General features: G+C 42.6%; 14 protein-coding genes. 4 read left to right on the forward strand and 10 right to left on the reverse strand.

Features of this window, described 5'->3' with window-relative positions:
* Positions 1-8: 8 nt before the first annotated feature.
* The 10 genes from DWZ47_RS23945 to DWZ47_RS23990 form a co-directional block, all read right to left on the reverse strand.
* Complete coding sequence (locus DWZ47_RS23945) at positions 9-773, reverse strand: thiamine pyrophosphate-dependent enzyme (protein WP_004297416.1); 765 nt, start codon at positions 771-773, stop codon at positions 9-11.
* 12 nt (positions 774-785) lie between these two features.
* A complete protein-coding gene (locus DWZ47_RS23950) occupies positions 786-959 on the reverse strand; it encodes a hypothetical protein (RefSeq protein WP_004297417.1) in 174 nt (57 codons plus the stop codon).
* A 7-nt stretch (positions 960-966) separates the two neighbouring features.
* Complete coding sequence (locus DWZ47_RS23955; protein ID WP_004297418.1) at positions 967-2,049, reverse strand: 3-methyl-2-oxobutanoate dehydrogenase subunit VorB; 1,083 nt, start codon at positions 2,047-2,049, stop codon at positions 967-969.
* A gap of 11 nt (positions 2,050-2,060) precedes the next feature.
* On the reverse strand, positions 2,061-2,288 hold the full coding sequence (locus DWZ47_RS23960) for a ferredoxin family protein (RefSeq protein WP_004297419.1): 228 nt from the start codon (positions 2,286-2,288) through the stop codon (positions 2,061-2,063).
* A 54-nt stretch (positions 2,289-2,342) separates the two neighbouring features.
* Entirely contained in the window at positions 2,343-2,624 is a 282-nt protein-coding gene (locus DWZ47_RS23965) for a tetratricopeptide repeat protein (protein ID WP_009040829.1), read from the reverse strand.
* A gap of 238 nt (positions 2,625-2,862) precedes the next feature.
* Positions 2,863-3,270: an SMI1/KNR4 family protein gene (locus DWZ47_RS23970; protein WP_081354150.1), complete on the reverse strand. Its 408-nt coding sequence runs from the start codon at positions 3,268-3,270 to the stop codon at positions 2,863-2,865.
* A gap of 136 nt (positions 3,271-3,406) precedes the next feature.
* The gene (locus DWZ47_RS23975; RefSeq protein ID WP_015531589.1) at positions 3,407-4,063 is read right to left on the reverse strand and encodes a hypothetical protein; all 657 of its coding nucleotides are present in this window, start codon (positions 4,061-4,063) and stop codon (positions 3,407-3,409) included.
* Between the two features lie 72 nt (positions 4,064-4,135).
* Positions 4,136-4,804 (reverse strand): SMI1/KNR4 family protein, encoded by a 669-nt coding sequence (locus tag DWZ47_RS23980; RefSeq protein ID WP_015531590.1) that lies wholly within the window; start codon positions 4,802-4,804, stop codon positions 4,136-4,138.
* A 354-nt stretch (positions 4,805-5,158) separates the two neighbouring features.
* Positions 5,159-5,596 (reverse strand): DUF6078 family protein, encoded by a 438-nt coding sequence (locus tag DWZ47_RS23985; RefSeq protein WP_008644027.1) that lies wholly within the window; start codon positions 5,594-5,596, stop codon positions 5,159-5,161.
* Positions 5,597-5,767: 171 nt separating this feature from the next.
* On the reverse strand, positions 5,768-7,525 hold the full coding sequence (locus DWZ47_RS23990) for an AAA family ATPase (protein WP_117514915.1): 1,758 nt from the start codon (positions 7,523-7,525) through the stop codon (positions 5,768-5,770).
* 254 nt (positions 7,526-7,779) lie between these two features.
* Between DWZ47_RS23990 and DWZ47_RS23995 the strand changes: the two genes are divergently transcribed.
* The 4 genes from DWZ47_RS23995 (at position 7,780) to DWZ47_RS24010 (ending at position 14,576) form a co-directional block, all read left to right on the forward strand.
* Complete coding sequence (locus tag DWZ47_RS23995) at positions 7,780-8,259, forward strand: DUF456 domain-containing protein (RefSeq protein ID WP_049703038.1); 480 nt, start codon at positions 7,780-7,782, stop codon at positions 8,257-8,259.
* A 111-nt stretch (positions 8,260-8,370) separates the two neighbouring features.
* The gene (locus tag DWZ47_RS24000) at positions 8,371-10,230 is read left to right on the forward strand and encodes a right-handed parallel beta-helix repeat-containing protein (protein WP_117514916.1); all 1,860 of its coding nucleotides are present in this window, start codon (positions 8,371-8,373) and stop codon (positions 10,228-10,230) included.
* Positions 10,231-10,379: 149 nt separating this feature from the next.
* A complete protein-coding gene (locus DWZ47_RS24005) occupies positions 10,380-12,626 on the forward strand; it encodes an alpha-xylosidase (protein ID WP_117514917.1) in 2,247 nt (748 codons plus the stop codon).
* A gap of 144 nt (positions 12,627-12,770) precedes the next feature.
* Positions 12,771-14,576 (forward strand): corrinoid protein, encoded by a 1,806-nt coding sequence (locus DWZ47_RS24010; RefSeq protein ID WP_117514918.1) that lies wholly within the window; start codon positions 12,771-12,773, stop codon positions 14,574-14,576.
* Positions 14,577-14,600: the final 24 nt, after the last annotated feature.

Genomic DNA, 14,600 nt, shown 5'->3' on the forward strand with positions numbered 1-14,600 from the left:
TTTTAGCGTTATTCTTTATCTTTTAAATCACCCAGCGGATAGAATGGGAACATGTGTTCTTCCATCCATTTGTTCGCCTTCTCCGGAGTCATCTTCCAGCCTGAACTACAAGTGGAAACGATTTCTACCAGGTTGGAACCTTTACCGTTCATGGAGTTCTCAAAAGCCTTGCGGATTGCCTTCTTAGCCTTACGGATAGCCGGTACGGATTGTACGGACTGACGGGTTACGTAAGCAGTTCCTTCCAGTTGGGCTGCGATTTCAGTAATCTTCAATGGATAGCCGTGAAGTTCAACGTCACGTCCGTAAGGACAAGTCGAGCTCTTCATGCCTACTAGTGTAGTCGGTGCCATCTGGCCGCCTGTCATACCGTAGATCGCATTATTGATAAAGATAATCGTGATATTCTCACCACGGTTCAAAGCGTGGATTGTTTCGGCTGTACCGATACAAGCCAAGTCACCGTCGCCCTGATAAGTGAAAACAAGGCGGTCCGGCCACAGGCGTTTCACAGCAGTCGCCACAGCAGGAGCACGTCCGTGTGCTGCTTCTTGCCAGTCAATATCGAGATAGTTATAGGCAAACACTGCACATCCCACCGGAGAAATTCCCACAGTTTTATCTTCCATACCCATTTCCTCAATGACTTCGGCAATGAGTTTGTGTACCACACCGTGACTGCAACCCGGGCAGTAGTGCATGGCGTTATCGTTCATCAGAGTCGGTTTTTTGTAAACCAGATTCTCGGGTTTGATTATTTCTTCTTTAGTCATAACTTCATCTCCTTATCTGTTGGTGAACCGTATAAAAAACTCCATCAGCTTGACAAAGATTGCCGCGCCGCATACGTAGATAAACATTTTGAAATCATCTTTTGCTACAAAGTAGGTGATGATGGCTGCAACAGCCAATATCATAAATAGGATGTTCAGTACGTTTCTTATTTTATCGGGATTCATTGTTTCGTTATTTGATTATTTTTTCTTTCAAGGCAGTTACAATTTCATCCGGATCGGGAACGATGCCACCTAGACGTCCGAAATGTTCTACCTTTACTTTACCGTTAACAGCGAGACGGACATCTTCAATCATCTGTCCGGCATTTAGTTCCGTAACGAGCATACCTTTTACTTTATCAGCGTATGCAGCAATCGCTTTGGTTGGGAACGGCCACAGTGTAATCGGGCGAAGGATACCTACTTTAATTCCTTTTTCACGGGCTAGTTCCATTGCTTTCTGGCCAATACGTGCCATTGAACCGAAAGCGATAATCAAATACTCTGCATCTTCGCAGTTGATCTCTTCGAAGCGTACTTCATTTTCTTCAATTTCACGATATTTAGCTTGAAAACGGAGGTTGTTGATTTCCATTGCTTCCGGTTTCAATTCAAGGGAAGTGATAATATTCGGTTTGCGGTCTTTTGCTTTTCCGGTAGCAGCCCATGGACATTGTTCAATTACTTCTGCTTCCGTGCGGCGTGGCTTTTGTGCAGGAAGAACAACCTTTTCCATCATCTGACCGATCACACCGTCGGCAAGGATAATAGCCGGATTACGGTATTTGAAGGCCAGTTCGAATCCTAATGCTACGAAATCCGCCATTTCTTGTACGGATGCCGGAGCGAGGGCAATCAGTTTGTAGTCTCCATGACCACCACCTTTTACTGTCTGGAAGTAGTCAGCCTGGCTAGGTTGGATAGTTCCCAATCCGGGACCGCCACGCATTACATTCACAATCAGACAAGGAAGTTCGGCACCGGCCAAATAAGAGATTCCTTCTTGTTTCAAGCTCACACCCGGACTTGAAGAGGAGGTCATTACCTTCTTTCCGCTACCTGCACCTCCATATACCATATTGATAGCTGCCACTTCACTTTCCGCCTGGAGTACTACCATGCCGGTTGTTTCCCACGGTTTCAGTTCGGCAAGCGTTTCCAACACTTCCGATTGGGGAGTAATAGGATAACCGAAGTAACCGTCGGCACCGCAACGGATAGCTGCGTGGGCGATGGCTTCGTTTCCTTTCATTAATACAACTTCTTCTGCCATATTCTTTTCTTTTATTCTACTTTTACTTTATACACTGAAATACATCCGTCCGGACAAACCGTTGCACACGAGCTGCATCCGTTACAGGTATCTTCCTTCACTTGCCAGGCATAGTTATAGCCTTTCATGTTTACCTCTTTATTGAGGGCGATTACATCGAGCGGACACGCCACTACACACAGGTTGCATCCTTTGCAACGCTCCGTGTCGACTACGATTGCTCCTTTGATTTTTGCCATAATCTTTATTTTATTACGTTATCTTTGAGTACGGTTATTGATTATACATCTCTTTTATTGATTGAACATATCCTTGTGGTAGAAGTTGAGGATATCTATTACCATCTTCCTGGCCTGAACGGCAGGACTGTCCGGATTGAGCTCGATGGCATACTGGTAGTTGTCCAGTGCCCGCTTCCAATCTCCTTTCTTTCGGTAGGCATTTCCCCGTAAATAGTAAAGAGTATCTTTCTCTTTTTCGACAGAACTGTCTTGGAGAAGCTGGTCCAATTGCTTAATCGCTGTGTCCACATCCCCCTGATTGATAAGCTCTTTTAGGTTGTCTATTTGCTCCATTTCTTTTCGTCTTTCGGGATTCTGAAACGCAAAGATAGTTTTTATTTATGTAAACAGGGCAAATGAGGACGGAAATTTGCAACGTTTTGAGTTTATTGCATATTGTATAGTAGAGGTGGAATTTGCCTTTTTCTTGACATATCCGTAACTTTATTAATCAAAAAACGATATGAATCAGGAGTTATTATTGTTTTTGGAGTTGTAGTTTATTCATTATTTATATCCATGTCTAATCACTTTATATGGTTGAACTATTGTCAACAATATTCTGTGGCTTATCGAAATTAAGATAAATAGCCTTGCCTAAAAAGTCGTCAAAAGAGGGTGCTATATACTTAATAGAAGCTATATCTAAATCTCCTAAATCTACCCTATATATACTATTGTTTGGCAGGTGGAAAATATATCCAATATCACCATCCATGCCAAATGCTAAATACTCTTTTTGAAGATATTTGTGTATTCCATAGTCATTATTGTAAGCAACAATATCTTCAATAGCCCATATATAGATGTAGTTATCTCCTAATTTACCCTCGCCACCATTGCTCCATAACAGAAATCTTTTGTACTGATAGGGCAAGGTTGTATTTAGAAGTTTTTCTACGTCTTCAATAGACGCTGTATTTGCACCATTCTTTATTATACCATTTACTTTCTATTACTTCCATATTGATTTTGTTGTACTACTGTTAATGTGTTTCAGCTAACTGCTGTTTCCTCGTTTATTTTTTTATTTTGATAAATGTTAATCTCAGACGGATCATTTCTTTTAGGACAATTTACCCGTTTGTTACTGATATTATTTCGCTTGCTATTATTTTTCTTTGTTGCTTATTTATGTCCGAAGAGCAGTGGATGCAATTCATGGCATCCACTGCATATAGTTTTGTAGTATGCTTGGAAAGCGGTACACCTATTCTTTTTAATACTGGTTTAATCACTTCATAAATGATACTTATATCTGCATTACTGGTGATTCCCTGCTTTTTAACAAAATCTATTATGCAGTTCAATCTGCATATATATTCTTTATACTCCACATATTGATTTTCTTTTAAGATATAGTGCAATATGATTTTACTTTGCTTTTCGCAGATTCTTGCCGCTTGCTGTATCGATTGGCACATAAAATCTTTTTCTTCTTTTGTGGTAGTTTGAAACCACAAATCATTCTTACCCAATATTTCACCTATTCGTAAGTAACAATCCTGTGGCAATAATATAGGTGAATACATCGCCCATGTATATGACAATGCTGTATAAAATGAAACAGTTTTTCTTCTGTCTTGATACAAAGAAGAAGACTCAATACCTACACAGACTATTAAGCCATTATCCATTTCTTTATAAAAGACTTTATTGCGGTCTTTATTGTATGGCAATGGCAAATAGCCCATTGATAGCAGTTGATTATTTATAAAATCATTCTTTTTCATTTTATTATTGCACTATCGGTAATGGTTTGCGGCTTGCTGCCGTTTATGTGGTACAGGTGCTTGTTAGTAGCATCATTCCATTTTATACATTTTTTTCTCCCAACCTTTTAATTCTTGAAGAACAGGTTTAGGATTTTGTAATATCTGATTAAGAAATTCTATAAAGTTGGGTGCTAATACTTCTGTTTCAGGCGTTTCGTAATCAAAGAGAAGGATTTCACCTTCTTTATTCTCATCATCTGTCAATTTAAGAGCTATCACGCCATAATCAGAATATCGACCTATTGCAAAATACCCTTTGTTAAGAATTTCTTCTTGCAGTTCCTCATTATTTTCAATTAAGATTTTATTCCATGAATGAATGGGCTTTGGATATAGACGAACATCTAAATCCCAAAATATTTCATAAAAGTGTTTGTATTTCAAGTAGATCTTATATGAAAGCGGAAGAATAACATTTAATTTACTTTCTAATTTGGAAATATCCTCGTCTGAAATTTGATTATCTATCGCTTTCCATACATGGTCTTTTTCCGTAATAATGTCCACCATATAATTAGTATGTTCCGGTTGAGTGACATATATCTTAACCGATTTCCCTTGTGGTATAATATTATCAAATGTGTCCTGCATTTCAGGCTCTATGTGTTCTTCATAAGAAGGGACATACATAAGATATTCTCTGTGTTCTTGCACAAAGCCCCAACATTCATCTACATATTTTCTTATTACTTCTTCCATATTTATTTTTTCTAAATATTTTTTCACTCCGTTCTTGTCTATTTGATTACAATATTGGAGAATTTTACGCTGTACACTTCAACTCTTTATTCTGATCTTTCACATACATTCTGAAAATTCACCAATAACACTTGTATTACATATAACTTTTAGACGATATATCCTTCACTGATACTTCTTCTGCTTTCATTAACTAGTTCCATTTTTTGTTTCATACCTTGAAACGAATGGTTTCCCGTAGTGAAACAGTTTGTTTCTCGGTGTGAAACGAATCGTTTCACCCTTTGAAACTTTTAGTTTCTAGCGCTTGAAACAAAAAGTTTCAGCAGGCTGGAAACTGGTTAGAACGCGGCTTTACCAATTATACTCATCCGTGTAACTGTCAAAGACCGGTTCTTCGGTGATACCTTTCCGGTGAAAAAGTTGGCGGATATAGTTTTGATCTGCGGGGCTTAGGAAGCGTTCTTCGCGATAAAAGCGATAGTAAAGCGTTTTTCCGAAATGTCCGATCAGTTGTTGCTTGATATTTGTTCCGTCCTTATAAGGTACGTTGTCCAGCAGGTGGCTGATACCCCATGCCACATGTATCTTTTCTGCGTTTTGGAAGTGGGGACAGTCAATGCCGGTGGCCGGAATACACATTGGGTTTACGATGCTGATGTAGGACGTGTCAGCGGTAGTGAGAAGTGCAGCCACCCGACGCAGGCAGTTACAAGCTTTCGGACATTGCTCGTTGTAGCAGCGGGCGTAGTTGAAAGGGACTGTTTTGTTTTTTAATTTATTGTCGTTCATTTTATATTGTATATTACATACATAATTGACAAAGGTAGTGCTTTTATTGTGGAAAGGTACAGTTTGAAAAAGAAAAAACGTGAAAGGATGGGTGAAGGGAACACCCTTCACCCATAAACTGCTTATAGATAGGATAATACAAGGAAAAGTGAAGGGTGAAGAGATTGTTCATTATAACTCTTCGCATACCCGCATTTCCATACCTTTATATACCACTACAATCTTGTGTAGTTGCGTGGAGCCAATAGCTTGTTTCACCGTGTCTGTGTCGGCATAGCGATTGGCCTGGGCGATGGCTTCTTGACGCAATTCCTCCACACGGTTTTCAGAATCGCGATATTTGGCGTATTTTAACTCAACGATGTAGCTGTGTTTCATGTCAGAATATATGTCCAACATGGGACAGAGGAAAATATCGACGTAACCCGCTTGTGTATCTTGCTCGGAGATAGGACGGTAGAAGCGGTTTTGCGCAGTCATGGCCAAGGTGAAGCCGTGAACGAAGAATTCGCCCTTTTGCTTGTCACGCTGGGATGCATAACGTTTCAGGCAGTCGGCAATGTAACCGAAATAGGCTTGCCAGTTGCCATCATAGGCGAGCTGGCTTGAAAGTTCGCTCTTTTCGTAGCTGCTGAAATTCAAATCTGCGTCGTTGTAGGTATTCAGCAAATAAGTGTAGAGCTGCTCTTGAACCACCAGGTTCGGAATGGTCAGTTTGGTCTTGCCTTTATCTATTCCGCTAATGGTCAACATTCCGAAATAGTATAGCAGGCTTATAAAATTGTCAGGATTGGTGATGTTGACAGCAGGGAAACCTTTCTTCAGTTCGCCAGTGATATAACCTTGACTCACTAAAGTTTGAATGACGGAAGCATCGTGTGCAAACTCCTTATCCTTTCGAATGAGCATACGCAGCTTTTCATAGTCGATACGTATATTATCTTCTATCATTTCTCGTGGCGCTTTGCCGTTATCTATGTAATTCTTCACGAAGTAGAGCACCATGTTGGAGTTGTACATGGTAGTTTCACCGTAACAATCCTGCGCGAAGCAATAATTGTCGTACCATGGTTTCATTATTTCTATCAGTTCGTCAACAGTATGGCGGAAAGGACTGTTCGTTGAATAATAAGTCAGCATTTCGCGCACTTCTTCTTCGGTGAACCCCATCATTTGGTTAAATTGGGGGGTAAGTGAGTAGTTCGTGCCGATGTTGAAGCCACTCGTCAGGTCATCCATCGTTACGGGGCTTACGCCGGTGATGAAACAACGCTCTATGCTGGAATAAGTTCCTGCCTTCACCTTATTGAAGAAAGCACGCAGATAACCTTCGCCATGCGTTTCATCAGTGTAGCGGTGCAAGCTTTTGGCATCAGAAAGGATGGCGTTGGTGAAGTGGTCGTATTCGTCAATGAAGAGATACATTTTCTGTCCGGCACGTTCGCAGGCTTGATAGAGGTAGTCCAACTGCTCTACGGCCCCATTCACTTGGCGTAGTTCTTCTAGAGTTTCCGGAGGCAGAAGGTCGGCATATATCTTGCAGAAGTTCATGAAAGTAATGCTGCAATGTGCATCCAATCCTTTTCGATAATCGTTCAGTTCGCCGGTGATGCCTGAAAAGTTAAGGTAAAGCACCAGATAGCTGTTACGGTTTGCTGTGGGATGCTTCCCGATGTAGAGGTCGCCGAATAAGTCGTTGAACTTATCGCGGGTACGCACATCGTAGTAGTGTTGCAGTACGTTCAGCGTGAGGCTTTTGCCGAAGCGGCGGGGACGGATGAAGAAAAAGAACCGGTCTGCCTGCTCTATCATAGGAATGAAGCGGGTTTTGTCTACATAATAATAGTCTTCGCGGCGGATGACTGCGAAGTTCATCATACCGTAAGGCAAACGCTTTCTGTTGGGTACTATATATTCCATTGGATCCATTTCCTGTCCTCCTGCTGATTTCTTATTTTATAACTTGCTTATTAATAGCGTTAACGACACAAAGATAGTAAAAGTTCTTGTTGGGTACGAGGCATCCTCAAAAAAGTATTGGAAAAACTCATTCACACAAAGAACTACAGCCCTGACAAAGCTATTCTGAAACAGCAGTGAAGTGGCGGAAATAATTCTTGAGGTTAGCTTGTATATATTGAAAGATACTGTATTTTTGTGCAGAACTAAAAAAAGAACAGACTATGCTGGACATTATTTTGATCGTAATTGGTGCCCTTTGTATGATAGCCGGGTTAGCAGGGTGTATTTTGCCGTTTCTTCCCGGTCCTCCTATTGCTTATGTGGGGTTGGTCATTCTGCACTTCACAGATAAGGTACAATATTCTACGACACAATTAATCGTATGGCTATTGATTGTAGCTGTTTTGCAGGTATTGGATTATTTCACTCCGATGCTGGGAAGTAAATATAGTGGCGGTAGTAAATGGGGGAATTGGGGATGTATTATAGGAACTCTTGTCGGTCTTCTTTTCTTGCCTTGGGGGATTATTCTCGGTCCGTTTCTAGGAGCGGTGATTGGTGAACTATTAGGAAATAAAGAGTTCTCGCAGGCACTCAAATCAGGTGTGGGCTCTTTACTCGGATTTATATTCGGAACTTTACTGAAGTTCGTTGTCTGCGGTTATTTTTGCTATCAATTTATCATAGGTCTTATTCGGTAACCTATTTGATGTTGTAAAACATTCGTAAGAATAACCTATCTATTGCCTTTACATAGAGTACTAAATCGATGTGTGTTCGTCTTTATTGAAGTAGCACATTGAGGTAGTACCATGAAAAAGACTTTTATTTATCTTTCTTTTATCATTTTCTTGGGGTGGTTTCCCTCGCTTTTTGCGGGAGAAATTTATGTATCCCTGCAGGGGAATGATAAGAATCCCGGGACAAAGGAAGCTCCGTTTTATACATTAAACCGGGCAATCAAGCAGGCTCGTGAATGGCGTAGACTGAATCGGCCGGAAGTAGCCGGAGGAATTTATATTCGTTTGGAAGAGGGTGTTTATGCCCAGCGCAATTCTCTGTTTCTTCGTCCGGAAGATAGTGGGACACCCGATTCTCCAACAGTGATTTGTGCAGTAGATGGTGCTCATCCTGTGATTAGTGGTGGAGTTGCTGTTACGGGGTGGAAGCGTGGATGTAATCATCCGGCAATTCCTGAAAAGCTAAGGCAGAAGATATGGTCGGCAGAGGCTCCCCTAATAGGAAACAGAAGAGTAGAAACCCGGCAGATGTGGGTGAACGGTCATAAAGTTCAAAGAGCTGCGCAATTTCCTGACGGAGGATTGGAACAAATGATTGACTTCAATCCGGAAGAACAAACAATAACGATCCCCGTTTCTCAAAATGTAAATCCGAAAAGACTTCAAAATGCCGGTCAACTGGAAATGATTGTCCATCAACGCTGGGCAATTGCTATTTTGCGCGTGAAAAGTATAGACGCGAAAGACGGACAAGCTGTAGTTCGCTTCCATGAACCCGAAAGTCACCTGGAGTTTGCGCATCCCTGGCCGCAACCCGTCATCGGAGGAGAGAAAGGAAATTCTTCCTTTTGCCTGACCAATGCACTGGAATTGCTGGACCAACCCGGTGAATGGTTTCAGGAATATCCTTCCGGCACGATTTACTATTATCCGCAGGCGGGCGAAAATATGGAAACTGCTGAAGTGATTATCCCTGCTTTGGAAACTTTAGTGACCATAGACGGTACATTGTCTCGTCCGGTAAAGCATATACAATTTAACGGAATTACTTTTGCGCATACCTCCTGGATGCGTCCTTCTTTTCAGGGGCACGTCACCTTGCAAGGGGGATTTCCTTTATTGGATGCCTATAAACTACAAGAACCGGGGCTTCCGGAAAAAGCGGAACTGGAGAACCAAGCCTGGATCATCCGTCCCGAAACAGCGATACGTGTAAGAGGTGCCGAACATATTGATTTCAAGCATTGCACGTTTCGTCATTTATCATCCACCGGACTGGATTATGAATGGGCAGTCACAGCATCGAGCGTCGAAGATTGTCAATTTACGGATATTGGAGGAACGGCTTTACTGGTCGGTGCATTTCCGGACGGAGGATTTGAGACGCACGTCCCTTTTATTCCTGCTGACGTACGGGAATTATGTTCCCATATTACTATCAGAAACAATTTCATCAGTAATGTGACTAATGAAGACTGGGGATGTGTAGGTATCGGCGCCGGATATGTCAGAAACATGGATATTTCTCATAATGAAGTCTGCCATCTGAACTATTCAGGGATTTGTGTAGGCTGGGGATGGACATCGCTGGAGAGCGGAATGTGTAACAACCGGATAGAAGCAAACTATGTACATCACTTTGCCCGTCGGCTATACGATGCAGGCGGTCTGTATACTCTTTCCAACCAGCCGGGTTCCGTCATGCGAAATAATCGGATCGAACATTTAATCGAAGCCCCCTACGCTACGAATGACCGTGCTTTTTATATCTATCTGGATGAAGCTACGGACGGATATACAATGGAAAACAACTGGTGTCCCACTGAACGTTTTGATTCGAACCGCCCCGGGAAAAAGAACGTGTGGAAGAATAACGGGCCTCAAGTGGCGGATAGTATTAAGTACAAAGCCGGAAGAATAAAGCAAGATTGAAACTCAATGGATTAACATAGTCATCAATGTACTAATATAGCAATCAATAAACTAGTGTAATAATCATTAGAACTAGACTAGTATGGTAACCATTCAAACTAATATGATAATTATAGTAATCAATAAACGATATTTAATCAATAAAATAGATGAAACCAACGAACTATCACTTATTTGATTTCCTTGATTTCGATACCGAGTTATCAAGGAATGAGTCGCTTTGGAAAGCATACAAGCCAACGGCTGTTTATGAAAAGGAAGGAGATATTTACGTAACAGTTCCCTTTCAGAAGCAAAAGCTGGCTAACGATATGATGGCGGATACCGATGTTCTCCAGGAGGAATATACGTTAATCATCCGTCAGTATAACATCGGCATCACCCGCCTGTTTCTTGGCTTCGGCGATTATGTACTGACAGATGAGTCGGAAATGCTACAATTCAGTGACCGGATTCAGAAAGTACCCCTGTTTATAAAAGAACAAAAAGGAAAATGGATTCTTTCGACGGAAGACGGAACGAAGCGTGCCGTTATCAATGTGGAAGAGCCTCTATTAGACCGATGGAGCGAATTGCTTCCCGACCCTCAAGAAACGCTTGACATCACTTTATACCCTGACGGAAAACGTGAAATCCGCTTGTCAGCCTACGATCATTTTTCGCCTCCCCGCTACGATGCGTTACCTGTTGCCTTTTGCAAACGCGACGGTCGGAAAGAACGTGCAACGCTTTCTTTTGAATGTAAGCCCGATGAATGTTTTGCCGGAACCGGAGAACGTTTCTTTAAAATGGACTTAAGCGGACATACTTTCTTCCTGAAAAACCAAGATGGGCAAGGAGTCAATAACCGGCGTACTTATAAGAATATCCCCTTCTATCTATCCAGCCGAATGTACGGAACATTCTACCACACATGTGCCCATAGCAAGCTCTCACTGGCCGGACATTCCACCCGTTCCGTCCAGTTTCTAAGCGACCAGGCATTGCTGGATGTATTTGTGATAGGCGGTGATACGATGGAAGATATTCTTCGCGGTTATCGTGACCTGACCGGCTATCCGTCTATGCCTCCTCTTTGGAGTTTTGGCGTTTGGATGAGCCGTATGACTTATTTCAGTGCCGATGAAGTAGACGAAATATGCGACCGCATGCGTGCTGAACACTATCCCTGTGACGTAATTCATCTGGATACGGGCTGGTTCCGTACCGATTGGCTCTGCGAATGGAAATTCAATGAAGAACGGTTCCCCGATCCAAAAGGATTCATCGGGCGGTTGAAAAAGAACGGCTATCGTGTCTCTTTATGGCAACTTCCATACGTTGCGGAAAATGCAGAGCAGATTGATGAAGCCAGAGCCAATGATTATATAGCCCCATTGACCAAACAACAAGCAACCGATGGTTCCAACTTCTCCGCCCTGGATTATGCCGGAACAATCGACTTTACTTATCCGAAAGCAACCGAATGGTACAAAGGACTATTGAAACAACTCCTGGATATGGGAGTAACCTGTATCAAAACCGATTTCGGTGAAAACATTCACATGGACGCCCTCTATAAAGGTATGAAGCCGGAATTGTTGAACAACCTGTATGCCCTGCTTTATCAAAAGGCCGCTTACGAAATTACGAAAGAAGTGACAGGTGACGGCATAGTCTGGGCACGTTCCGCATGGGCGGGATGCCAGCGTTATCCTTTGCATTGGGGAGGCGATTCCTGTAGTTCCTGGGATGGAATGGCAGGTTCTCTGAAAGGCGGTCTACATTTCGGCCTGTCGGGATTTGCTTTTTGGAGCCATGATGTTCCCGGCTTCCATACATTGCCCAATTTTATGAACTCGGTAGTAGCAGATGATGTGTACATGCGTTGGACCCAATTCGGCGTATTCACATCGCATATCCGTTATCACGGAACCAATAAGCGTGAACCCTGGCACTATCCCACCATAGCTCCGTTGGTGAAAAAGTGGTGGAAATTGCGTTATTCGCTCATTCCATACATCGTAGTACAAAGTAAACTAGCCATAGAAAGCGGCTATCCGCTCTTGCAGGCACTCATTCTGCATCATCCGGAAGATAAACTTTGTTGGCATATAGATGATGAATACTATTTCGGCAATGATTTCCTGGTAGCTCCGGTGATGAACAGCGAGAACCGTCGGGATATCTATCTTCCCGAAGGAAAATGGGTGAACTTCTTTACGGGAGAACGTCTGGAAGGAGCATGCTGGCTGAAAGACGTATACGTTCCATTGGAAGAAATGCCCGTATATGTGCGTGCAAATGCCGTGATCCCCATCTATCCGGAAGACGTGGACTGTACGGATGAAATGGATTTAAGCAAGAGCATGGCTTTACGCATAGATAATGATTATAAAGGATTTTGGAATAGATAAATAGAAATAACTCAAGTTTTGTAAGTAGCCTGAAAGGCTTACATAATATTGCGTAGAGTGATACCTTACGCTATATAGCAAGAGGCTTTCAACCTAATAAATTACTTCCGAAACTTGAGTAGAATAAATAAAAAATGGCAGAGTATGAAAACATGGAAGAGTAATTTAGAAGAAACAAAACAACGTTATATAAATTGGTGGAACCATAAAGGAATCATTCTCAATATGTGGGAACACTTCCAGGAAGGAGTACAACCACATGCAGAGATAACACCTCCCGCACCGGCAAAAGATTTGTCGCAAAAGTGGTTCGACCCTCAATGGAGAGCTGAATATCTGGACTGGTACGTAGCGCACAGCAGCCTGAAAGCGGATATTCTTCCGGTTGCGAATACCCAACTGGGTCCCGGTTCTCTAGCCGCCATTTTAGGCGGAGTGTTTGAAGGCGGGGAAGACACCATTTGGATTCATCCCAACCCGGATTTCACCGATGAAATAGTCTTTAACCCCGAACACCCGAACTGGATTCTTCATAAAGAACTCCTGAAAGCCTGTAAAGCGAAAGCCAACGGACACTACTTTGTCGGTATGCCCGACCTGATGGAAGGACTGGATGTTCTGGCCGCACTGAAAGGAACGGATAGGGTATTATTGGACACAGTGATGCAGCCTGAAATCCTGGAACAACAGATGCAGCAAATTAACGACATCTACTTCAAAGTATTTGATGAACTATACGACATCATCCGTGAAGGCGACGAGATGGCTTTCTGTTATTTCTCGTCCTGGGCTCCCGGAAAGATGAGTAAACTGCAAAGTGATATTTCGACCATGATTAGTCAGGATGATTATCGCCGGTTTGTGCAACCTTTTATTCGTGAACAATGTCAGAAGATTGATTATACCCTTTATCATCTGGATGGAGTGGGAGCCATGCATCACCTGCCTGCCTTGCTTGAAATTGAAGAATTGAATGCGATTCAATGGACTCCCGGAGTGGGCGAACCACAAGGAGGATCTCCCAAATGGTACGATTTGTATAAGAAGATTCTGGCAGGCGGAAAGAGCGTGATGGCTTGCTGGGTGACATTAGACGAACTAAAACCTCTATTGGATCATATCGGCGCGGACGGTGTACATTTGGAAATGGATTTTCATAACGAAAAGGAAGTGGAACAGGCCATGCGGATTGTTGAAGAATATACCGGTTCTTCTACCTCTGTAAATACCAATGAACATCAACAGGATGCCGACTTGGCAGCTACCGGACAGGAACGTATTTGTATACGGGAAGAACAACACCTGGAAGAGGATAAACTGAAACCTCTGTATGAAGCCATTGTTGCCGGGAAACTGGAACCTGCGGTTGAAATCACCCGGCAAGCCATTGCGGAAGGAGTAGCTCCCCAAATGATTATCAATAATTATATGATTAAAGCAATGGGCGAAGTGGGACAACGTTTCCAGGATGGAAAAGCTTTTGTTCCTCAACTGTTGATGGCAGGACGTGCCATGAAAGGGGCTTTGGAGCTACTGAAACCTTTATTGACAGGAAGTGCTTCCACTACAATCGGTAAGATTGTCATCGGTACAGTGAAAGGAGATCTCCATGATATTGGTAAAAACCTGGTGGCTTCCATGCTGGAGGGTTGCGGCTTTGAAGTCATAAATATTGGTATTGATGTGACTTGTGACAAGTTTGTGGAAGCCGTGAAGGAAAACCATGCTGACATCTTGTGCATGAGCGCATTGCTGACTACTACCATGACGTATATGAAAGAGGTTATCCAGGCATTAGAAGAGGCCGGTATTCGTAATCAAGTGAAAGTGATGATTGGCGGAGCACCCGTCAGTCAGGGGTTTGCTGACGAAATCGGTGCGGACGGATATAGTGATAATGCGAATACAGCCGTAGCAGTTGCCAAAGAACTGATTGGAAATAAAAAATAGAATAAAAAGGCACGGATTACACGG

Origin of the sequence: Bacteroides sp. AF32-8BH (genome assembly GCF_003435205.1) — a bacterium.
GTDB lineage: Bacteria > Bacteroidota > Bacteroidia > Bacteroidales > Bacteroidaceae > Bacteroides > Bacteroides ovatus.